This is a genomic window from Streptomyces sp. NBC_01244 (assembly GCF_035987325.1).
GTDB lineage: Bacteria > Actinomycetota > Actinomycetes > Streptomycetales > Streptomycetaceae > Streptomyces.
This window is the reverse complement of record NZ_CP108488.1, coordinates 7,728,157-7,750,954: the sequence shown is the minus strand read 5'-3', so window position 1 is coordinate 7,750,954 and position 22,798 is coordinate 7,728,157. Positions and strand designations below refer to the sequence as shown.

The window sequence follows — 22,798 nt, the reverse complement described above, 5'->3', positions numbered from 1 at the left end:
CTATCGAGGAAATCGAGGCCCTACGGGGCTCCGCCAACTACCATCTTCCAGCCCCGTTCCTGCGCGGCGGTGATGAGCTTGCCAACATCTACTAGCGGGGCCCCCGCCAGTCACCTCGGCCTCTGGGAGCACATGAGCGACACCATCCAAGCCGTCGCCGGTGTGCTCGCGCACCAGCAGACCGCAGACCTCAGCCCGAAATCAACGAGTTGCAACCCAAGCCAGTAGGGCCGCGACGTCTCACCGCCGCCACCCGCGCACGAGCGCATTTGTGCTAGGCAGGCGCCAATGCGCCCAGAGCTCCATGCAGGGCCTCGCCAGTGACAGGTGTTGCCGCAGCCACCTTGCGGAGGTCCTCGCCAGTCAAATACCTATAGCTCTGCGGTGGATGAAACGCGCCGGAGGCTCTGAGGGCGGCCAGAGGGACTGGCACCTCGAAGGTGACTGGCTCTTCCAGTGAGAGACCGCTGGCCCGGGTCGCTCCGCTCATGTACTCGTCGTACTCGCGCAGACTGATGCCAGCGCTCGCACCACTGGCGGTCCAGACTTCACGAGGGGTGGCCACCTGGACTGACGCGATCCGCGCCATGCCCACGATGGCCATGGTCGGCGCGGTCGCGTACAGGAGTACGGGCGTCCCGGGAGGAGCGGCAACGCGCTGACGGCGCACTTCCACCGTCTTCGTTCCGGCCAGGATCGCCGTCGCGAACCGCGGGTGGACGGACAGCAGCATCGCGCGCTCCGGATCGCTCACGTCTTTCGGTGCCCCTCTTCGTAGACGGCCTGGAACAGCGCGTCGCTGATCCTCGACAGCGACATCAGCGACAACCGTAGCCCCAGCCCTTTCGCCAGCGCGGCCAATCGCGAATGCGTCACCTGTACGGGAAACAGCTCCGTGTCCGAGAACCGGAGCGCCATGACCCTGCCCGAATCACCGGCCGTCCCACGCACTTCGGCACGACCATATACGCCCAGGTGTTCGAATTGCGAGAAGAGGATGTCCGGATCGCCGATGACCACCTCGTCGAGCCGCGAGCAACCGATCACCATCTTGCCCTGTTGCCCGGCGATCCCCTCGCTGACGTACCAGAGGATCCGGGCGGGAACGCTCTCTCCGCGATGACCCGGGGACCTGTAGTAGACGTGCTCACGGCTGATGCCGAGCACGTCGTCGCGCGGCACGAGCATCGCCGGGACGTTGAAGAGCTCCGTGGACCAGCGCGGCCTGACGGGAGCGATGAAGGACGGCAGAGCCGTGTCGACGAGCTTCGCCGGCCACCAGACCCTCTCGGCGACGCTCGCGATCTCCGGTGACACGTGGGCGTCCAGACGAGGCGTCACGCTACCGAGTCGAGCCGCGATCTGCCCCGCAGCCGTTGAGACTTCCTCCGCCGACCCGCACACATCGACGAGGAGCGCGGTGAAGCCGTTCTCGTCCTCGACGAAGCCGTCGCCACCCGCCGCAGCCATGGCCGCGCGGGAGAGGGACGGATCGGTGATCCGCACGACTTGGGCCTCCCTCTCCCGGCCGGTCCTCTTCAGCATGAAGAGCAGCTGTCGGGCGATGGTTTCCTCAAGCGGGTGCGACGCGGTCCGAAGGATCGGAACGGTCAGGGTAGGGCCGTCCAACGCCCAGGCATATAGGGCTACAGGGTGTCCTTCGCCGTCCCGGAGCAGTTCCCTGCGCCACAGCACCCCATCTTGGGAAAGACCCTTCAAGCGCTCCGCGAACGCTGCCCCTCCGTCGGCGTCCCGCTCGAAGAAGGCGACGAGCCCGTCTTCACTACCGTGCTCGACTTCCGTAGCGGAAAAGGCCGTGCCCATGAGATCGGCCGGTCGGTACACCTGGGCTTGGCGGAGTTCGTCCACCTGAAGCGTCACCGCTGCCGGAGAGACCACCTTGACGCGCGCGACGGCCCAGACGATGTCGGCCAATCGCACAAACTCGGGCTCTCGGGTCACCAGCACCTGCAGGCCGGCACAGGAGGTCTCGGCCACGTACCGGAGGCGAGCGCGCAGGTCGCCATCGAGCGCGACACCGGGCAGCTCCTTGCCCACGGCCGTGATCAGCTCCTGCTGGCGGGCGACCACTGCGGCGGCGTCGGGCGTCAGGAGACGAAGCCTAGACAGGCCGGCGCGCTGATGGTTCCGCTGCTCCCGATCCTCGACCGCCTGCACGTGGAGGAGGAGCTGTGGCGTGTAGGCGAGTTCGACCAGGTCTGCGAGCCACCCGGCCTCAAGAGCCCGCGACTCCTCGACCGCGTTCTCAGCGCCCGCGCCTCGAAGTCCGGAGAAGACGGTGTGGTCGACGGTCACGACCAGCAGGGCGTCGCTCTGCGCTTCGGCGAACAAATCCTCGTGGCCGTGGTCCAGCCACCAGGTATCGAGGGTCTCCTTGTCACCCCCTCGTCCCAGGCCCTCACCCTTCGGAACGAAGCCGAGACCGCTCCACGTGGCACTGAGCCCGTAGTCCCGCCGGCACCTGGCCCGAATGCCGAGCCGATGCCCTTGGCGACGGCGGAGCTCTGCGATCAAGCGGCTAGCGATCCCCTTGCCCCGACTCTCCTCCGCCACACACAGGTGCACGAGACGAACGTGCTGGCTGCGCTTGGGCAGCCCGAAGAGCGCGTAGCCGACGAGCTCGCCGCCTTCTAACGCGACCAGCAACCCACCATCGTCGGCGTACTTCCGGTACGCGGGCGGCGTGAGCAGCCCCAGCCTCTTGGTGTACCTGTTGCCCAAGGCGATGGCCGCACCGAGCATGTCCGACTGTTCTCCAGTCACCGGCAGAACTTCGATCATCGTGTTCCCCCTCAGCTTCCCTGCGTGTCCAGCCGATCACGCCCCCACCGCATAGTGTCGAACGACGAGGACACCAGGCCACCGTTTGGTCAGATCCGGCTAGGTCGGCGCGAATTGCTCCTCATGCGCACGTCACTGAATGCTGTGGCGACAGTCGAACAGATCCAGCCGGGGCAGACCGTGCCGGACCGCGGGGCGGTTACCGAATCGGCAGCCACTAGTTGTCCGGGAGTGGAGACCAAAGACAGCCGCAGAGGCGTGCCGAGTCCGCGGGACGCGAATGCCAGGAGGGTGATGGTGGCCCAACGCAACCGGGACACCGCTCCAGAACTCGCCTTGCGGCGTGCTCTTCATTCCTTGGGCTTCCGCTACCGCGTGAACATGCCCATCCCCGGGATGCCGCGCCGTCGCGCTGACGTCACCTTCACCAGATGGCGAACCGCAGTCTTCGTCCAAGGATGCTTCTGGCACGCGTGCCAGAAGCATCTGCACGCTCCGAAGCACAACTCCGAATGGTGGCGCCGAAAACTCGAAGGCAATGTCCGCCGCGACGAGGAGACCGACGCCCACCTCGTACACCTGGGCTGGCTGCCGCTGCGCATCTGGGAGCACGAAGGCGTGGACGACGCCGTTGGCAGGGTGACGGCGGCACTGGCGACCCGTGACCACCCCCGGGCCCTACGTCTGGGGGGCCCGGACATGGCCAAGTGACGTGACCTGGTGGGGCCACTGTGATCGGTCCGAACAACACCTCCGCGTCCACCGTGCTTCTGTCGCATCAGGGAACGGGGCGGATCACACTGCAGCCGTGTCCGGTTCGTCTGCAGCCGACGGGTGCACGTGCCTACCGGGGTTGAACGGTGTGAACCAGGCGCCGAACGCCATGGGTGCAATGCCGAGGGCCGAGCCCACCGCGCCCTCGTCGATCCCGTCCATCGAACCGTCGTACAGCCACTCGTGGTCCATGTCCTCGTAGACGTTGTCGGCGAACACTTCTAGGGCGTTCGAGACGCCGTCGTCGAGCAACCCGAACAACTCCAGGGTGACGGTCGTCTGGCTCAAGAGCAGCCTCAGGGCAAGTTCCTCGGCGACGCAACTCAGCTGGTCGAAACTGCCGTTGGTGAAGCGAGTCGTCATGGCGATCACGGTCACCAGGAAGCGGCGGGCGAAACGGGCGTCGTACTGGAGGACATACCTCTCCGGCAGGTCCTCCAGGTGCCACAGCGGGCCGTCGCACTCGCTGACATTGGTGCCCTCCTGCTCCAGGGTGTGCACGTCCTCGAACAGCTCGTCGATCAAGACGTCGGTGGCGTAGATGAGTGCGCCGGCGGCCAGCGTGGCGTCCTCGGGCGCGACTGCGAAGCCGTAGTCGTCGCCATCCTCCTCCCCGGGGTCGTCCTGCACACCGAACATCACTGGTGAAAAGGAACGCAGCTCGTCCGCCAGCACGAGCATCCGGGCGCGCACTTCCTCGGCCTTCGCTTGCGCGTCGTACTCGCCTCCTTCGGCTGCTGCGGGCGGCTCGGCATGACGGGCTTTGCGGGCCGCGGGGTCGTCCGGCGGGCCGTCCGGGCCGTCGGCGGCGGCGAGGCTCTCCTGGGTGAGCTCAGGGTGCAGTTCGACTTCGCACCGCTCGACCGTCCAATCCGCGAGCAGCTCGGAGCGCCGAAGCACTTCGCCCACGACGTCCCGGACGGCGTCCTCCGCGAATTCCAGCGCCTCTGCGTCGACGAACACCTTGAGCAGTGCCCCGCCCGGATACACGCCCACGATCGTGTCGAGGAGTTCGACCTCCATGCCGTCCGGCCCGTCGATGCCGTCGACCGAGGCGAAGCCGCTCTCGATCAGCGCGACGGCCCCGGCACGCTGCAGCGGGTCCATCTTCGGAGTTCCCTCCGAGATGCAGATGTCTACGGTCACTACGTACGTCACGTGTCCGAGCCTGGCAGACGGAACGTAGCCGAGGGGGAGATTCGAATCGGTTCGTCAAGCCGTCGCCCCACGAAGGCGACGGCCACCCCCGCTCCGACTCGCTGCACTACATTGCGTAGCTCTAAGAGACGCGACTGGCTGTAGCGAACTACCCTCTCTAGCTCTGTCTGTTGAGCGGCCTTCACTGTGGCGGGCCGAGCGTGCCGTGGAGACAGCTGCGAGGGCAGGGCTCGCTGTGCGGGTAGCGAAGAACATTGCTGTAGGGCGGGCTGGCGTTGGCTCACGCGCCTGTACTAGGGGCCCCAGCGAAGGGTGCTACGGCGAGACCGCGTTAGCCGAAGGTCGACACATTGCTGCTTAGCGCCCGCGTTGCCTGTGACCGAACGCAGGCAGTCGAAGCAGCGTCACTACAGATTACGAAGCACGGTACGGAAAGCAGCCGGCAGGCTGTCCAGTTGGAGTCCGCTCTTCTCGTGTTGGCGTGCGTGCCGACCCCCCGCGTAACGTACCTCGACACTGTAGCGGCCCCGTCCATCCTGCACCGCACAGACCGATACGGCCTTCGCCGTATTGGTGGCGCCCCCTTCAAAGCATTGGGCGTGACCGTCGTGAGGTGTGACACGGCGCCAAGATCGTTGAGGGTGTGAGCATTGAGCGAGCTGGTTTGCGAGCTCTTGCGCGCTGCTGGGACGAGCAGCTGGATCGGGAGAGAGTCCTCGTTCGACGACACCGCCGAGCCCCTGGGGGACATGCGGGGCGAGATCACGCAGCTTGTCGAACTGAGACTGGAGGATCCGCTCCCTGCGGGCTGCCGGGCGGATGGCTATCGGCCCGCTCGGGTACTGCCCGGATAGGAGGTAGAACAAGGTGGCGGCTAGAGAGTAGACATCTGATGCCACCGAACATTTGCCGGTGCTCAACACCTCGGGAGCCACGGTGGCGAAGGTTCCGTTCGCGGCGGTATAGCCATCGACATCCATCCGCGCGGCAAAGCCAAGGTCTCCCAACAAGACGTTGCTGCCGCTGTCGGCAAAGGCGTTTCCTGGTTTGACGTCGCGATGGAGTAGGCCAGCGGCATGGATGCGCTCGAGCCCGTACCCAAGCTGCTGACCCCAGTGCACTGCTTTCGCGACGTCAGCGCCGAACGGTGCCGCGGCTGACTCTAGGTCGCCGTCCATGACAGGCATGGTGATGTAGCGGATGTCGGTCCCGCTGGCGATGTCAGCGTTATAGACAGGCAGGAGGTACTGGCTCTGCAACTCCTTGAGTACCTGGGCTTCGTCCCACGTTGCCGGCTGACCTTGCAGCGGTTCGAAGAGCTTTAGCGCCGCCTCGGCGCGAAGGTACTCATCGAAGACACGATAGACCTCGCCGCCAGATCCGCCCCCAAGGCGTTCCAGCACCTCGTAGCGATCACTGATGCGGTTCCCGACCTGGCGGTTGCCGATCTGGGCGATGACCGTTCCCGACATGCACGTCACTCTATAGTGCTGGGCATGGAGGTACTCGGGATCAGTGTGGGCTTTCCAACGGCAGGACGCGGTCCGGTAGTTACCTGCGTCATGCTGGAGGGATCGCAGGGCGAGCCGCACCTGCAGGAGGCATGCGACCTTCGAACCGCGGCGTCGGAGGTCATCGATCAGGTTGAAGACTTGGGGCGCAAGCTCAGCAGCAAGCTCTCAGCATTGAACCCTGACGCCGTGGTGGTCTGCGTCGCTGACATCAGCCCTGCTGGTAATCGCAAGGCAGCGCCGCGTCATCGCCTCATGATCGAAGGCGCTCTCGGCTACGTCTGCCGCGATCACAAGATCCACCAGGTGACCTACCGCAGCGGCAAGGAAGTCGGCGAGGTGCTTGGCCTGACCAAGGCAGATGCCCTTGCACGCGGTAAGGCGTTGGACCCTAAGCGATCGGCGGCCGCTGCTGCGGCCCTCGCCGCGTTGCCCGCAGCCTCTACCACAGACCCGAATCCGTCGTAGAAGAGGAACGGGCCAGCGGCCGTTCTCCGAGTACGTGCAACCCGTCCACGCCGCAGTCAGCGGCTCGCGCTGCCACTGCGGTCAGCTGGTGGAGTACGACCGCGTGAACGTGTCGCGCTCCGAGGCCTCTGGCGTGGCGGGCAGCCTGCGCCACCGCCGTGCCGCTGGCAATGTTGACGTCCACGATTAATACGGTCTGCGCGAAGGCAGCCGCCTGCGAGGACAGGCTGACCAAATCGCTGCACGACGACAGGAGCGCCCCAACCAACCGCTCGGCAACGGGGCTGGCAGCGAGGACAGCTTGGGCTCCCGTCCGTCGGGCAACGGTGATCACTTGCTCAGTGGCGTCGTGCAGTGCGCCCGGTTCGGCTAGGCGCTCAATGTTGCTGTGGGCTGTGTCCACTGCACCCAAGAGGTTGCTCATCGGTCCACCCCATAGGATCGCTGACCTTCGGTGCATGCAGTCTTGATGGGGAACGACAGCGCGCCAACACTGATGCCCATTCCGTTACGAACGACACTGCCTGCACGCCCTGGGTACCGCAAGACGAGCAACCCCGCACGTGTCCAGGGGTGCGGCAGTAACCGCCAATCCCTCGCACAACATCGCCGCCAGCGACAGTCTTCCCTGGGGAGAATCTGGGGAGAATGAAGGCCCGTTGGGGAGCGGCTGGGGAGGATCGGCTACACAAAGGGGCAGCACGGTGAAAGGGTCGGAAAGGCCGATCGTCGCAGGTCGGACCGTCTGTTCGGGCGATTTCCGCAGGTCAGCGGCGTGAGGGCGACGACTTCAAGAAGGTTTCCTCATGGGCTGCCATTTTGTTTGCACCCACACTCGTCGGAACCATCTACGGCATGAACTTTGAGTACATGCCTGAGCTGGGCTGGACCTTCGGATACCCCCTTGCGATCTGCCTCATGGGGGTTGTTTGCGTCAGTTTGTACGCGATTTTCAAGCGACGGGACTGGCTCTAAGCCCCTCGCATGACGCTCAGTCATCCTTCGCACTTCGCTTTCGCATCACTCACAGATCGGCCCAGAAGCGCCCTTGGGGGGAATCTGGGGGGAATAGATGCGGGTGATCTCCTCACCCTGCCCCGGCAAGCCTGTGACCAGCCCTTTTTGCGCGTCGGCACGCTCTGGGGGGGGGAATCTGGGGAGAAACGCATGGCAGCCGACGCCCTGCGCCCGCCGCAACGAGCCCGCCCGGCTTCCTGTTCAGCGCTCCCTGTAGAGCCCGCCGACCCTGCGGCGCATCACAGACAGTGACCTCCATGCACTCGCCGTCCCCGACAGGCCCCAGCGTCAGAACGCCCTGACCTGTCGCAAGTGTCGTATGGGCGGCGTGTTGACGCTCTCTACCGGCCTCCGAGCGGACACGGCACCGCGGCGACCGCAGCGGCGCGCCCCCGCGGCGTCTGGACCTGACCGGGCAGAGGGGGGCGCGGGAAGGAAACCGGCCGACTTCGCCTCGCACGGCTCAGGTCAGGGCGAAGTAGCGCAGCCACAGGTATACGGCGGCCACGGCGACGGTGACGGCGGTGACGATCAGGCCGTACTTGGTGAACTGCCAGAAGGTGATGGGGGTGCGGTTGCGTTCGGCGATGCCGAGGACGACGACGTTGGCGGAGGCGCCGATGGCGGTGGCGTTGCCGCCGAGGTCGGCGCCGAGGGCGAGGGCCCACCACATGACGTGGTCGGGGTCGCCGCCCAGATCGGCCACCAGCTCGCTGGTGACGGGGGCCATTGTGGCCACGTACGGGATGTTGTCGACGATCCCGGACAGGACGGCCGAGCCGCCCAGCAGCAGCATGGTGCCGCCGAGTTCGGCGCCTCCGATGGCGTCCGCGAGGGAGCCGGCGAGTTCGCCGATCACGCCGGTCTCGATGAGGGCGCCGACCATCACGAACAGGCCCGCGAAGAAGGCGAGGGTGGGCCACTCCACCTCGCCCAGTACCTCGCCCGTCTCCACCTTGGAGATCGCGACGAGCAGGCCCGCGCCGAGCAGCGCGACGACGCTCGGCTCGTAGTGCAGCACCGGGTGCAGGACGAATCCGGCAACGACGAGCACGAGGACGCCCAACCCTTGTGCGAGCAGCCGCGGGTCCCGGATGGCTTCGCGCTCCCGCAGTTCCATCAGCTCGGCTGCGCGCTTCTCGTCGTAGACGAAGGTGCTCGCGAACATCAGCCGGCACAGCAGCACCAGGATGACTATCAGGACCGCGCACAGGGGGGCGAGGTGGACGAGGAAGTCGTTGAAGGTGAGGCCGGCGCGGCTGGCGATGATGATGTTGGGCGGGTCGCCGACGAGGGTGGCGGTGCCGCCGATGTTGGCGGCGAAGACCTCGGCGATCAGGAACGGCGCGGCGGGCAGCCGCAGCCGGTCGCACACCAGGAGGGTGACGGGTGCGACCAGCAGCACGGTGGTGACGTTGTCCAGCAGGGCGGAAGCGACGGCGGTGATCACGACGAGCATGGTCATCACCCGGAACGGGCGGGCCCTGGCTCTCTTGACGGACCAGATGGCCAGGTACTCGAAGAGGCCGGTCCGCTTCAGTATTCCGACGATCAGCATCATCCCAAGGAGCAGGAAGATGACGTTCCAGTCGATGCCGGTCTCGTCGGAGTGGAAGGCCGCCCTGTCGTCGGTGGCGCCGATGGCCAGCATCAGCGCCGCGCCGCCCAGGGCGGCGGCGACCCGGTGCACCCACTCGGTGATGATCAGGACGTAGGCGCCTGCGAACACGGCGATGGCGGCCCAGCTCTGCCAGCCGCTCACGTCTCGTCCTCCGTCCGGCCGGCCGCGGCGAGGAGGTGCCGCATGAGGCCGGCGGCCGAGACGACCCCGAGGAGCCGGCTCTGGTCACCGCTGCGTTCGACGACCGCGACCAGCGGGACGTGGGTGCGGGCCATGGCGGCCGCGAGTTCCATCGTCCCCGCGTCCGGGCCGACGTAGGGGGGCTTGAAGGTACGCGGGGGCAGCCACTCTGCCACCGTCTTGCCCTCCAGCTGCTCGGCCATCGTCTCGGCGTGCCGTTCGTCGATGACGGGTGCCAGCAGCGGATCCTCCATCACGTACTCGGGCACCAGCTGCCGCACCAGCTGCGATCCGGGCACGGCGGCGTACGGGTGGCCGTCGGTGTCCAGGACGAGCAGCGCGGGCAGGTTGCGTTCGGCCAGCAGGCGGACCGCGTCGATCGCGTCGTCTTCGGTCGTGATGTGCGGGTAGGGCTCGGCGAGATCACGGGCGGGCATGGTGCGTCTCCTGATGGGGTGCACTGCTCAGGGCGGGAACATCGGTCGTACGAACGCCGGTTACGGGGCCTTGGGCCGGGATGCCGGTGAGGTCGTCCACATGGAAGAGGCGGGCGATGGGAACGTCCGTGCTGCTGTGGGCGATGATCGAGAAGGCGATGCAGACGGCTATGAGGGTGTACGCGGCCTCGCCCTGCGGGATACCGGCCTGGAGGACCAGCAGCCCGTACACCACAGAGGCGAAGCCTTTGGGACCGAACCAGGCGGCGACCAGCTTCTCCCGCCGCTCGATCCGGCTGCCCATCAGGGACAACAACAGCGAGGCCGGGCGAATCAGCACGACGGCCAGGACCACCGCCACGTACCCGCCCACCGACAGGTCGCCGAACAGCTGCGGAGTGAGCAGCGCGCCGAACACCAGCAGCGCAGCGAACTTCGCCAGCTCCGCCAGCGCCTCGCCGAGCGGCTCGAACACCACCTTCGCCTCGGGCGATACGGCGGCCAGCACCGCACCGGCGGAGAACGCCGCCAGGTAGGGGTTGGCGTGGGTCAGGTGGCATGCCGCATAGAGGACGATCCCCGTCGCCAGCGGAAGCAACGGCTGGAGCTTCGGCTCCGCGCCCAGCAGCCGCAGCCGCACCAGCGCCGCCACCGCCAGCGGAAGCACGCCGCCGAAGACCAGTCCCAGGCCGAGCTCCAGCGCGATCCTGGCGACGGAGGCGTCGGCCATCCCGGAGGTGGGCCCGGCGGCGGCGATCAGGATCAGTACCACCGGCAGGGCGAGCCCGTCGTTGATCCCGCTCTCCACGTTCAGCAGCTGCCGCAGCTTCGCGGGAACCTCCTTGCGGCCCACGATCGCCGAGGCGAACACCGGGTCCGTCGGCGCCAGCACCGCGCCGACGAGGAACGACGTCGTCCAGTCCAGCCCGACGAGGTAGTGGGTGATGACGGCCATGCCGACCATCGCCAGCGGCATCCCCAGGCCCAGCGCACGGGCCGGGTTCTTCCAGTTCTGCCGCAGCTTCGCGAAGGTGACGTGCATGCCGTCGGTGAACAGCACGGCGAACAGGGCCAGATCGGCGGTGACCGCGACGATCTCGCTGTCCGCCGTGATGTGGATGAGCCCGAGGAACCCGTCGCTGACGAGGGCTCCGCCCAAGAGGAAGAGGAGGGAGGTCGAGAGGACCGTGCGGGCGGCAAGCCCGGAGAGCAGCACCGCGATCAGCAGTGCCACACCGAAGACAGCGACGAGCACCATGGCGTCCAGCCCCGATCTGCGAAGAGAGTTGTCCCCTGTTCGCCGACCAGGCTTCCCGGCACACCGGCGGCCACTTTACACATTCCTTACGCGTTTCTGGCGGGATCCTGACGGCAGTTCGCAGTGCCGCTTCTTGCCGACGGTCAGCAGGAATGCAACACCGGACGGCCGAGGCCGCTGACCTTGCCTGGGTCTGGCGTCGTCAGTCGTCACGTCCGTCCGGAGGTACGACTGCCGCCGTGAGGAGACCGGCGAGCACGGCCCAGGCGGTGGCGGCCGGGCCGGAGGCCACCCACCCCACCCAGCCGAGGACCACAGCCGTGACAGCTCCCGTGGCCAACGCTCGCCGGTCGGAGAGGAAGGACCACTGTCTGCGGCCGCTCCCCGGCACGCGCAGCTCCGCGACGGCCGTCCTGATCACCAGCGCCGCAAGGACGATCGCTATGGCGAGCACGGTGGTGGCCATCGCGGTGACCCTCCTCAGTTCACGTTCGACGTGCCCGAAGTCGCCGGGGTGCGCTGGTAGATGTCGGGGATGCCGTCGGCATCCGCATCGATCGTCTCCGCTTCGTAGAGGCGACGGTAGACGCTGTTGCGACGCCGGAGCAGGACGGCGGCCACGGCGGTGGCGGTCAGGGAGGACAGGAGTACGGCGGCCTTGACGCGCTCGGCGACCTCGGCGCCGGGGAAGGCGAGTTCGCCGATGAGCAGGGCGACGGTGAAGCCGATGCCGGCGAGGACGGACAGTCCGAAGACGTCGGCCCAGGCCAGGTCGGGGTTCAGGCGTGCCCGGGTGAAACGGGCGGCGAGGTAGGTGCCGGCGAAGACTCCCACGATCTTGCCGAGGACCAGGCCCACGACGACCCCGAGCGGTTCGGGACCGGTGAACACCTCGGCGAGAGCCGCACCGGAGATGCCCACACCTGCGGCGCACAGGGCGAACAGCGGTACCGCGACCCCGGCGGAGAAGGGGTGCAGGAGGTGTGAGGTGCGAGCGCCGGGTGAGGCGTCCTCGCCCTTGTCGCGGGTGGTGCGCAGGATCAGGCCCATGGCGACGCCGGCGACGGTGGCGTGGACGCCGCCGTGGTACATCAGCGCCCAGATCGCCAGGCCGAGCGGTACGTACCACCACCACCCGCGTACGCGCAGGCGCTGGAGGACGTAGAAGAGGACCAGCCCGGCGAAGGCGCCGCCGAGGGCGGCGAGGTTCAAGTCGGCGGTGAAGAAGACAGCGATGATGAGGATCGCGCCGAGGTCGTCGACGACGGCGAGCGTGAGGAGGAAGGCGCGCAGGGCGGCCGGCAGGTGGGTGGAGATGACCGCGAGCACGGCCAGGGCGAAGGCGATGTCGGTGGCCATGGGCACGGCCCAGCCGTCGAGGCTGCCGCCGCCCGCCGATGCCGTAAAGGCGTAGAAGGCTGCGGGTACGGCCATGCCGCAGACGGCGGCGATGACGGGGAGCGCGGCGGTGGCCGGCGACCGCAGTTCACCCACGACGAGCTCGCGCTTGAGCTCGATGCCCGCGACAAGGAAGAAGACGGTGAGGAGGCCGTCGGAGATCCAGTGGCCGACGGAAAGGTCCAGGCCCAGGGCGGGTATGCCGAAGTGGGCGTCGCGCAAGGCCTCGTACGCGCCGCTCCAGGGGCTGTTGGCCCACACCAGGGCGACCGCGGCGGCTACCAGCAGGACCAGGCCGCCGACGGTCTCGGTGCGCAGGGCTTCGGCGACGGCGCGGCGCTCGCGCCAGGGCAGGAGTCCGAGGAAGGCCGGACGCCGGGGCGGGACGGCGGTCATGGCGGATGTACCTCCGGGGAGTCGGCGCGGCCGGGGGTGCGAGCCCCGCCGGGTGGTGACACAAGGGCGAGAGGGCCCGTACGCACCAAGGCGCAAGGTGCGTACGAACCCTCTCGAAGGAACCGGGCCGCGGGGGCGGTCAGACGGTGGTCTTCACCGGCTCCAGGTCCTCGTCCTCGGCGGCGTCCGTGTCGAGGCCGGCGTCGCGGCGGCGGACGAACTCGAGGAAGTTGTTCAGCTCCCGCTTGACCACGGGGGCCAGCAGGTACAGGCCGATGATGTTGATGACCGCGAGCATGAACAGCACCGCGTCAGCCATGTCGATCAGGGTCTGCAGGGTGAGCAGCGAACCGGCGACCGCGAACAGCGTGTAGAAGACCTTGAAGGTCAGCTCGCTGGTCTTGCTGCGGCCGAAGAGGTGGGTCCACGCCTTCATGCAGTAGTAGCCCCAGGTCAGCACGGTGGAGATGGCGAACAGCATCACCGCGATGGTGAGGATGTACGGGAACCAGGGCAGGACGGTGCCGAAGGCGTCCGAGGTGATCGTCACGCCGCCGACGCCTTCGCCCTTGCGGGCCTCGCCCCAGCTGGCCGGGTTGGCGATGACGATCGTCAGGGCGGTCATCGTACAGATGACCACGGTGTCGATGAACGGCTCCAGCAGCGCGACCAGGCCCTCGCTGGCGGGGTGCTTGGTCTTGACCGCGGAGTGCGCGATCGGCGCGGAGCCGAGACCGGCCTCGTTGGAGAACGCGGCCCGCTTGAAACCGACGATCAGCGCACCGAGGACACCACCGGCGACACCCTCGGGGTTGAAGGCGCCCTCGATGATCGAGGAGATCGCGGACGGCACCGCGGAGACGTTGACCAGGATGACCACGAGGCAGGCGACGATGTAGATGCCAGCCATCGCCGGCACGAGCTTGCTGGTCACGGAAGCGATGGAGCGGATGCCGCCGAGGAGGACGACGCCGACCAGGGCAGCGATCAGGATGCCGAAGAACAGCGCGCCGGCCGAGGAGCCCATCATGCCGCTCTCGCCGCCGGTGACGGAGACGAGCTGGGCGTAGGACTGGTTGACCTGGAAGAGGTTGCCGCCGAAGAGGCCGAAGAAGAGGATCATCGCGGAGGCGAGGACACCCAGCACCTTGCCCAGCTTCAGGCCCTTGGCTCCGAAGCGGTCGGCCAGGCCCTTGGGCAGGTAGTGCATCGGGCCACCGGAGACCGTGCCGTCGGCGTGCACCTCGCGGTACTTCACACCGAGGGTGACCTCGACGAACTTCGTGGCCATGCCCAGCAGGCCGCAGAGGATCATCCAGAACGTGGCACCCGGACCGCCGATGGATACGGCGACGGCGACACCGGCGATGTTGCCCAGACCCACGGTGCCGGAGACGGCCGCGGTCAGAGCCTGGAAGTGGTTGACCTCACCGGCCGACCCCTCCTCGTCGTACTTGCCGCGCACCACGTTCACCGCGAGGCGGAACTTGCGTATCTGCACCAGGCCGAACCAGCCCGAGAAGACCAGACCGGCGACCACGAGCCAGGCCACGATGAGCGGCAGCTTGGTGCCCCCGACAGGGACGGAATAGAAGACGACCTCACCGAGCCACTTGGCAATGGGCTCGAAGAATCCGCTGACGGCTTCGTCGACGGAGCTGGTGAATGAGTCGAGTGACATCAGGCAAAACCTCGATGGCGCAGGACCGGCGCAGTGCGGTGCGACGGTGTGAGTGCGGGCTTTGGGCGAACGCCGTTGTTCCGATCGGCGACCCGTGGCGTCCGGTCCGCGGAATCGGACCGTGGAGACGTCGTGGTCGTGCTGTGGTGCGGCCGGTGCGTGCCGGCACTCCGGTCTTCGGCGAGGGGTGGGCCGAACCGGAGTTGCGTATTCCTAGCACGGTCTTTACGGGATCTTTAGTGACGCACATCACCCCGCAGCCCTGTTTGTCGCATTTCACCTGGTTAGGTAACCCGATCGTTATCCGGATCTGAGGTTCTGCTGAGCGAACACTCCGCGTGGGCCGCGTGTCGGCCGTTCGGGCGGGCGAGCAGGTGGTGGCGTGGATCTGTGGCGCGGGTGATGGCGCTCTCCACCGCGGCCACCCGGTCGGCGAGCAGGCCGAGAGCGGCCACCGCCCGGCTCAGCGGGTCATCGGCCGAACCGCCGAGGGCCCGGGCCCGGACGTAGGCGGCAGCTGTCCCGGTCCAGCGGGCCGCCTGGGCCTCGGTGAGGGTGCCGCGAAGGACGCCGAGCTTGAGGAGGCTGGCCTCGGCTCCGGTGGTGAGGGTCTGGGCCTCCGCCCTGTAATGGTCGTCGATCACGGCCGCCAGCTCGGCGTCGTTCATGGCCGGCGAGATCCGGGCCGCGATCTTGTTCATGTTGCGGTAGGAGCCCTGGAGCTGGAAGGGCGGTTCCGTGCGGCTCTCCTCGCTCTGGGCCGCGGAAGCGATGTACGCCTCGTTGACCGCGAGGACCGCCTCTCGGGCGGTGAGCAGGTGGCGTAGCACCGCGAGGATCCGGTCCAGTTCGGCCGGGGCGTACGGGTGGGCGAGCCGGTCGCGCCGGGCGGTGGGGTCGCCGTCGGCGATCCGTACGAGCAGCTCCGCATCGGCGCGGTCGCGTGCGGCCAGCGCGGCGAGGACCGGGTTGGCGGTCAGGGCGTTCTCGATGAAGCTGAGCGCGAAGGCGTCCTCCTTGCCGGTCAGGACGTCGCCGAGGTTCCAGACGTCGGCGCGGTTGGCGAGCATGTCGGGGATCCGGAAGCGCTGCCCTGACTCGGTGTACGGGTTGCCGGCCATGCAGACGGCGAAGCGCTTGCCGCGCAGGTCGTGCCCGTTCAGGGTGCGGGTCGCGTCGCACAGCGGGATGAATTTCTGGAGCAGCTCGGGCGAGGTGTGCTGGATGTCGTCGAGGTGGAGCAGCACGTTGTTGCCGGCGGCGAGTGCGAAGGCGATCTTCTCCAGTTCGCGGCGGGCCGCCGTGTCCGGGGCCTCGGCCGGGTCCAGCGAGGTGGTGTGGTGGCCGAGGGCCGGACCGTCCACCTTGACCAGCAGCATCCCGAGGCGTTCGGCGACGTACTCCATCAGCGTGGTCTTGCCGTAGCCGGGTGGTGAGACGAGCAGGAGGAGGCCGCTGCTGTCGGTGCGCTTGGCGTCCCCGGCCGCGCCGAGCTGCTTGGCGAGGTTGTCGCCGATGAGGGGGAGGTAGACCTCGTCGACGAGACGGTTGCGTACGAAGGAGGACATGGCCCGGGGCCGGTACGTGTCGATGCGCAGCTGCGTGCGCTCGGATGAGAGGAGGGCGCTGCGGCGCTGCTGGTAGGCGCGGAAGCCAGGGACGGCGTGAGCGGCGAAGTCCGTGGTGCGGGAGAGGAATTCGTCCAGCCGCAGGACCAGGGAGCGTCCGCTGATCCTCGGGTGGGCGCCGAGCAGTCCGGTGACGGTGGCTGCGGTTTCGCCAGCGACGTCGTAGCGCTCAAGGTCGCGACACAGTTCGACGGTCGCGGCCTCGGCGATGTCGCCCGCTTCGATGTCCTCTCCGCAGGCCGCCGCGTAGGAGGTGAGCCATCCCTCGACGAGGTGTCGGCGTACGGGCAGGTCCGGGAGGGCGGCGAGGTCCTCGTCGTAGGCGGACGTGCCGACGCTGCGCCGGAACTTGTCGAGGAGGGTACGGGCCGAGGCGGACACCGCGAATCCGGTGGGGCCGGAGGTCAGCTCCTCGAAGAGGTACTCGGCGGCGCGTGCGGGATCGGGATCGGCCTGCCCGTCCGCGAACCGCGTGATCTCGGTGGCGAGTTCGGCGCGCAGGCCGTCGATGGCGGACGCGAGCCCGAAGGTGTCGCGGGCCCGGGCGAGGGACGCGGCGCGGCGGGTGAAGGAGTCACGGAAGCCGTCCGTCGTGCCGTGGGCCCAGAAGAGCGTGGCCGCCGCTCGCTCGCGAGGCGGGTAGCGAAGAAGTCCGGCGCTTTCGTACAGCCGGAGCAGCGCGCCCAGGATCGCGGTGGTGTCGTGGTCGTGGACTCCCCGCTCGTAGCCTTCGTCGTACGCGGCTTCGGCGGCCTGCCGTGCGAGAGCCGGCAGGTCCGCGGCGGCAAGGGCTTCGGGGCCGTGCTCGGCCAGCAGCCGTGCGGCCAGGTACTCCGCCCGGTACACCTCGGGTGACTCGGACGGCAGCAGCCGGTTCCAGTAGGGGCGGGTCGCGGCGAACTCCGGGTCGGTGACCGGACGGCGGTAGTCGGTGCCGGTCAGGGCGAAGGCCAGGCCGTCCTGGTGCGGTACGAGGGTCAGCTCGGGGGCCTGGCGGGTGACGGCGAAGCGATGGCTGCCCAGGCGGATGGTGTCGCCGCCGTCGAACAGCTCCCGGCGGTCGCGCAGGGCACGTCCAGCCTCCTGTCGGGCGGCCAGCATGCGGCCCTCCAGCTCCTCCGCCCGTACCGAATCACCGAGCCGGCGCAGCTCGTCGGCGGTGCGGCGGACCTTGGCCACCATCGGGTCGGAGGCGAAGTAGGTGCTTATGTCGTCGAGGCTCTCCAGTCCCGAGGCCCGACGGGCGACCGTCTCCAGGACCCGGCGTGCGGAGTCGGCGAGGGCCTCAGCCCTGCGTGCGCGGGCGTCCCGAAGGGTCTGCTCGCGCACGGAGAACACGTCGTGGATCTCGGTCCGCTTCTCGCTGACTTCGGCGAGGAAGCCGTCGTGCTCGGCGAAGCGCGACTCCAGGTTCTCCAGCTGGAGCAGCAGACGGGCACGCTGCGCCTCGCACTGCTCGGGCGTACCGGCGGCGGCGAGGGCGCCGGTGACGGCCTGGCCGAGCAACGCGAACTCGGCAGCGAACTCGGCTCGCCCCTCCTGGTCGAGGAGTTCGCGACGGCGGGCAGCCAGCGTCGCGCGGGCGCGGTTCAGGCTGCCGAGGACCTCGGCGATCCGCTCCAGGATGGTGGTGCGGACGGTCGCGTCGCCGATGTCCAGTCCTGCGACTACCTCGACGAGGGTCTGCAGCCCGAAGGCCAGCTCCTCCAGCCGCTCGGCGAGCGGTGTGGCCCCGGCCACGGTGGTGATCGACTCCGCGTCGGCGGTGAGCTGCTCGGCCTGGGCGTGGTGGTCGGTGAAGGCGTCCTCGCGGTGCAGGAAGGCCACGGCGCGCTGGGCGGCGGAAGCGATGTCGCCCTCCAGGTCGCCGGCCAGGACCTCGATGCCCGAGGTGTCCGCGTACCGCATCTCCTTGAGGGTGAGCAGGTGTCCCTGTGCGCGGCGCAGTTCGGTGATGCGCTCGATCCACTCCTCGGCGCCGGCCGGGGACTCACCGCGGATGCGCCGGACCAGCGCCGCGATCCGCCGGGCCGTTTCGGCGAGCGCGTCGGCCGCCTGCCGGGTGAGGGTCCGGACGGTCTCGAACTCCTCCAGCACCTGGGCGGCGGTGGACCGCACCTCCTCCAGCGGGACGCGCAGGTCACCGGCCTCCGCGTCGCCCAGCCAGTGGTGGAGGTCGGCGGCCCGGACGCAGGCGGCGACCAGGGTCTCGTAGACCGCCCCGGTGGAGGCGATACCGGTCTCCGTGGCCTGCCGGGCGATGGACAGGCAGTCGGCGATGCCCCGCACCAGGTCGGCGTTCCCGATCCGGCCGAGCGGGCCGTCTCCGGTTGCCACCGGGTGGGTGTCGGCAACGTACGGGGTGCGCCAGATCTGCACCGGGTGCGTCCGGGCCGGCTCGGCGCCCTCGGCGCGCAGGACGACGAGGGTGCCGTCGTCGAAGAGGGCGTGGCCGTGGCCGGAGATCGGAGTGGCGACCTCCTTGCGTATCAAGTTGTAGGGCAGCAGGACGCCACGCCCCTGGGCCCGGGCGTGGAAGACGTACAGCACGTCCTCGCCGTTGGGAGAACGTACCGCCCGCTCGTACTCCAGGTCAGTGGTGTCCGTTTCGAAGGTCTTCACGGTGCCCGAGGCGAGGCAGTAGCCGCCGGGGAAGACGATGCCCTGGTCCTCGGGCAGCCGCCGGCAGGACTGGCCGATTCCGTCGAGGCGGACCACGGTGTTCGTGACGGAGTTGAAGACCAGGTGGCGCCTGGTCTCCTCCTTGTACGGGCGGATACGCAGCAGGACCAGCGGGCCCACGGTCGCATACGCGATGTCGGCGTCGGCGAGCGACTGGAGCGGCTCGTCGACCGGCTCGCGGTGGATGCCCTCGTCGGCATCGGTGTCGTTCTCCGTCTTGACGGTGAGTGCCCCGCCGACCGTGGAAACGAAGAGCCGGCCGCCGAGGGAGACGTGCGGGTGCCGGCCCAGGATGTGGTCCTCGCGCGTCGTCTGCGTCCACTCGACGTCGTGCGCACGGGGGAACACGTGGTCGCGCTCGCCCCGGGCGTCCAGGAAGCGCGCCTCGCCGGACGGGGTGAGGGACCAGCGCAGGACGCGGATGTCCTCGGCCTGCTCACCGGTCTGGAAGACGGCCAGCAGCTTGCCGTCCACACGGCGCAGCTGCAGGAGCCGCGCGCCCTGGAAGTAGCGGTGGAGAGCGCCGAATTCCCGTACGAAGCCCGGATCGTCGAGCAGACAGGGCGCCGCGTCCTGGGGAAGCGGGTTCAGGTCGCGGTCGTACAGGGCGAAGACCTCGGACACGGCCCGCTCCGCACCCGGGGCCGCGGATCTGCCGTAGCCGAAGAGCAGCACGTCCCCGACGGCGACGATATCGCGGGGCACCACCGGCATGCCCTCGGTGCGCAGGCGCTCGGAAGCCGCGAGGGAGAGCTCCGTCGACCCGAACTCGGCGACCCGCGCTGCGTTCAGGACCTCGGCCCGCCGGGCCAGCTCGCCGGCCTGCGCCGCCAGCCGGTCCCGCAGCACCTCGTACGTCCCCGCGTCCAACCCCGTAGCCATCTGCTCCAGCTCCCTCATGTACAGGATGGTGTGCGGTTGCGGAGCCGCCACCCCCTCCTCGGCGGCTCCGCAACCCTTGACCGCACCCCCGTGGCGGTCAGTTCTTGGTGGCGCCGTTGATGACGGTGCCGTTCTGCCCGGCGAGTTCGGATACCGGCAGGTCGGCCAGCCCCAGTTGGCGTGCCTTGGCCATCAGCTCGTCCAGCTGCCCCGATCCGGCGGGCATGAGCTTCATCAGCAGGGCGGACACGGTCAGGTTCTGCACGTCGGAGGTAGAGACCGAGCCCAGCACCTTCGTCAGGTCCCCGGTGAACGACGCGGTGCCGTCGAGCCAGGGTCCGGCCAGCGTCCGGGCGGTCTGGGAGTTGTCCATGAACCCGTCCACGGCCCGGCCCATCGACATCGCCCCGACGATCCGCTCGAAGAACGCCGACTCCCCACCGACGATGTTGATGTCGGCGCTCTCCAGCCCCTTCGCCAGTACGGTGGCCTGCGCCTCGGCGACCTGCCGCTGCATGTCCAGCCCTGCGAGCCGGATCTCCCTCTCGGCCTCCAGCCGCAGCCGGTACTCCTCGTGGGTGCGCGAGGCCTCGTCGAGGGCGGCCAGCGCCGCCGCCTTCTCGGTCAGGCCCTCGGCCTCCGCCTTCAGCTTCTCGCCGATGGCGGTCGCCTCGGCCAGCGCCATCTCACGGGCACCGTCGGCTTCCGCCTTCAGCCGCGCCGTCGTGGCCCCGGCCTCGGCCCGGCCGGCCTTCTCGATGGCGTCCGCTTCCTTCTCCCGTACGGCGACCGCGGCCAGCCCCTCTGCCGCGGCCTCCGCCTGGATGCCCTCGGCGAGACGGATCTTGGCGCGGGCGTCGAGGTCCGCGGTCTTGTTGCGGGCCTCGGCGAGGGTGAGCTCTTCCGCCGCCCGGTGCACGGCCGCCTGCTCGGCCGCCTCCGCTGCCTTGATGTCCTTGACCAGCTTCTCCTGCGCCTCGGCCTCGGCGCCGATGACGATCGCCTGCCGGGTCCGCTCGGCCTCCTCCACCGTGCGCAGCCGCTTGATGGACTCCTCCTGCTCGGCGACCGTACGGTCCACCGCGATCCGCTCACGCACCACCTCGGCGATGTCCCGCTTCTCGATCTCGACCTCCTTGTCGGCGGCGATCCGGGTCAGGGCGGTCTCCCGCTCCCGGGCGATGACCTCCAGCAGGCGGTCCTTCTCGATGCGCTCGTTCTCGATGGCGATGACCCGCTCGCGGTTCTTCTGCGCGACGGCCACCTCACGGGCCTGGTTCTCGCGCTGGATGCCGAGCTGCTCCTCCGTCTTGAGGAATGCGCTCTGCGCCCGCAGCCGCTCCTCCTCCATCACCCGGGCGGTCTCCGCCTCCTCCCGCGCCCGCACCGTCTCGATCTCGCGGCGCTGCTTGATCTCCGCGTCGGCCTGGCGGCGCTCCAGTTCCAGGATGGCCTCGCGGGCGTCGACGTTCTGGCGGGTGAGCTCCTTCTGCTCGTGCTGGCGGAACTCGTTGGTGCGCACGCTCTCGACGGCCGTCAGTTCCGTGATCTTGCGGATGCCCTGGGCGTCGAGGATGTTGCCGGCGTCCAGCTGGGACAGCGGAGTCTGCTCCAGGTAATCGATCGCCGCGTCCTCCAGGCTGTAGCCGTTCAGATCGGTGCCGATGATGTGGATGATCCGGTCCCGCAGTTCGTTGCGCATGGTGTAGAGGTCGGTGAAGTCGAGCTGCTTACCGACCGTCTTGAGCGCCTCGGAGAACTTGGCGTTGAACAGCTCCTGCAGGGTCGCCTTGTCCGAGGCCCGCTGGGTGCCGATGGCCTGGGCAACCTTGATGACGTCCTCGACGGTCTTGTTGACGCGGACGAAGAACGAGATGCGGATGTCGGCCCGGATGTTGTCCTTGCAGATCAGACCGTCCCGGCCGGTCCGGGATATCTCGATCGTCTTCACCGAGATGTCCATGATCTCGGCCTTGTGCAGCACGGGCAGCACGACCTGACCGGTGAAGGTCACATCGACCTTCCGCATCTTCGAGACGATCATGGCCTTGCCCTGCTCGACCTTGCGGAACAGCCGCGTCAGCACGATCAGCGTGGCGACGACGAGGACGAGAACGACGATGACGAGCGTGCCAAGGCCCAATGAGATGGCATCCATGAGGATCCCCACGTGAGAAGTCGAAGCCGAGAAGGGGCGGCCGAGAAGGGGCAGCCGAGAAGGGGCAGCGGTCAGCTGCGTGGGTCGAGCGCCTCATCGAAGGGCGCTGCCCAGAAGAATTCGCCCGCGTCGTCGTACGCATAGAGCAGCGCGGTACTGCCGAGCGTGAGCGGATCGCTGCCGTGCTGGCGGACCTGGACGAGCGCGGTGGAGCCGTCCGAGGCCGCGACCTCGGCCTGGCCGAAGCCCGCGTCCACCCGCCCGGTGCGGACGACGCAGGTCTGACCGACGAAGTCGAGCCGGGACGGCCCGGGTTCGTCGGGAAAGAGCTTGGCCAGCGGCCTTACGAGCAGCCTCGTCGCATGCCAGGAAGCGAACGGCGAGGCGAACAGCAGCGCGGCTCCCAGGGCATTGACCAGTGCGCCGGGCCATCCCGTACGAGCCAGCAGTACAGAGCCGGAAAGGCTCAGGAACCAGGCCACGGCGATCAGCAGCGAAGCCGACACCGCGACGGGCACACAGCCGATGCCCCAAGCGGCGCTGCCCACAGGGGCATCGAAGCCGTCGTGCTCGGAGATCCCGCAGAGCACCAGCAGCCAGAAACCGAGGACGACGACCAGGCCGGCGGTGAACACCACGGTGGGGAAGCCCAGAGCGGCACCGATGAACTCGTCCACGCGTCCGCCCCTCCTGGATGCCGTCACCCTCGGCCGCACGCTCCGAGCGGCCGCGGCTCATCCTGCCCCG

Annotated in this window: 15 protein-coding genes and 1 pseudogene; 3 read left to right on the top strand and 13 right to left on the bottom strand. The window is 68.6% G+C overall.

Translation table 11 applies throughout. From position 1 onward, the window contains the following. Positions 1-274: 274 nt before the first annotated feature. Together OG247_RS34480 and OG247_RS34475 are read right to left on the bottom strand one after the other, a co-directional pair. On the bottom strand, positions 275-754 hold the full coding sequence (locus OG247_RS34480; RefSeq protein ID WP_327255881.1) for an ASCH domain-containing protein: 480 nt from the start codon (positions 752-754) through the stop codon (positions 275-277). Further along, positions 751-2,802 carry a GNAT family N-acetyltransferase gene (locus OG247_RS34475; protein ID WP_327255880.1) on the bottom strand — a complete coding sequence of 684 codons (2,052 nt, stop codon included), beginning with the start codon at positions 2,800-2,802 and terminating at the stop codon, positions 751-753. Before OG247_RS34475 ends, OG247_RS34480 begins: the two co-directional genes overlap by 4 nt. 123 nt (positions 2,803-2,925) lie before the next feature. Here OG247_RS34475 and OG247_RS34470 point away from each other — a divergent pair, with 123 nt between their 5' ends. Continuing rightward, complete coding sequence (locus tag OG247_RS34470; protein WP_327255878.1) at positions 2,926-3,513, top strand: very short patch repair endonuclease; 588 nt, start codon at positions 2,926-2,928, stop codon at positions 3,511-3,513. Positions 3,514-3,597: 84 nt separating this feature from the next. Here OG247_RS34470 and OG247_RS34465 read toward each other — a convergent pair whose 3' ends face one another. Together OG247_RS34465 and OG247_RS34460 are read right to left on the bottom strand one after the other, a co-directional pair. Beyond that, a complete protein-coding gene (locus tag OG247_RS34465; RefSeq protein ID WP_327255876.1) occupies positions 3,598-4,734 on the bottom strand; it encodes a hypothetical protein in 1,137 nt (378 codons plus the stop codon). Positions 4,735-5,141: 407 nt separating this feature from the next. Next, complete coding sequence (locus OG247_RS34460) at positions 5,142-6,206, bottom strand: serine/threonine-protein kinase (RefSeq protein WP_327255874.1); 1,065 nt, start codon at positions 6,204-6,206, stop codon at positions 5,142-5,144. Positions 6,207-6,230: 24 nt separating this feature from the next. Between OG247_RS34460 and OG247_RS34455 the strand changes: the two genes are divergently transcribed. Beyond that, on the top strand, positions 6,231-6,713 hold the full coding sequence (locus OG247_RS34455) for a hypothetical protein (protein WP_327255872.1): 483 nt from the start codon (positions 6,231-6,233) through the stop codon (positions 6,711-6,713). A gap of 792 nt (positions 6,714-7,505) precedes the next feature. Continuing rightward, positions 7,506-7,688 (top strand): annotated as a pseudogene (locus OG247_RS34450) (CorA family divalent cation transporter); the annotation flags it as partial. Between the two features lie 505 nt (positions 7,689-8,193). Here OG247_RS34450 and OG247_RS34445 read toward each other — a convergent pair. The 9 genes from OG247_RS34445 to OG247_RS34405 form a co-directional block, all read right to left on the bottom strand. Further along, the gene (locus OG247_RS34445; RefSeq protein ID WP_327255870.1) at positions 8,194-9,492 is read right to left on the bottom strand and encodes an ArsB/NhaD family transporter; all 1,299 of its coding nucleotides are present in this window, start codon (positions 9,490-9,492) and stop codon (positions 8,194-8,196) included. Next, complete coding sequence (locus tag OG247_RS34440) at positions 9,489-9,968, bottom strand: CBS domain-containing protein (protein WP_327255869.1); 480 nt, start codon at positions 9,966-9,968, stop codon at positions 9,489-9,491. Before OG247_RS34440 ends, OG247_RS34445 begins: the two co-directional genes overlap by 4 nt. Beyond that, positions 9,955-11,226 (bottom strand): cation:proton antiporter, encoded by a 1,272-nt coding sequence (locus OG247_RS34435; protein WP_327255868.1) that lies wholly within the window; start codon positions 11,224-11,226, stop codon positions 9,955-9,957. The genes OG247_RS34440 and OG247_RS34435 overlap by 14 nt, the downstream gene beginning before the upstream one ends. A gap of 202 nt (positions 11,227-11,428) precedes the next feature. Continuing rightward, a complete protein-coding gene (locus OG247_RS34430) occupies positions 11,429-11,692 on the bottom strand; it encodes a hypothetical protein (protein ID WP_327255867.1) in 264 nt (87 codons plus the stop codon). 14 nt (positions 11,693-11,706) lie between these two features. Further along, positions 11,707-13,020: a Na+/H+ antiporter NhaA gene (gene nhaA, locus OG247_RS34425; RefSeq protein WP_327255866.1), complete on the bottom strand. Its 1,314-nt coding sequence runs from the start codon at positions 13,018-13,020 to the stop codon at positions 11,707-11,709. Positions 13,021-13,159: 139 nt separating this feature from the next. Next, positions 13,160-14,701, bottom strand: coding sequence for an alanine/glycine:cation symporter family protein (locus OG247_RS34420; protein WP_327255865.1), 1,542 nt, complete (start codon positions 14,699-14,701; stop codon positions 13,160-13,162). Between the two features lie 284 nt (positions 14,702-14,985). Then, complete coding sequence (locus OG247_RS34415) at positions 14,986-19,893, bottom strand: DNA repair ATPase (RefSeq protein ID WP_327255864.1); 4,908 nt, start codon at positions 19,891-19,893, stop codon at positions 14,986-14,988. Between the two features lie 97 nt (positions 19,894-19,990). Next, positions 19,991-22,051: a flotillin family protein gene (locus tag OG247_RS34410; protein WP_327255863.1), complete on the bottom strand. Its 2,061-nt coding sequence runs from the start codon at positions 22,049-22,051 to the stop codon at positions 19,991-19,993. Positions 22,052-22,122: 71 nt separating this feature from the next. Beyond that, positions 22,123-22,728 carry a hypothetical protein gene (locus tag OG247_RS34405; protein ID WP_327255862.1) on the bottom strand — a complete coding sequence of 202 codons (606 nt, stop codon included), beginning with the start codon at positions 22,726-22,728 and terminating at the stop codon, positions 22,123-22,125. Between the last annotated feature and the right edge of the window lie 70 nt (positions 22,729-22,798).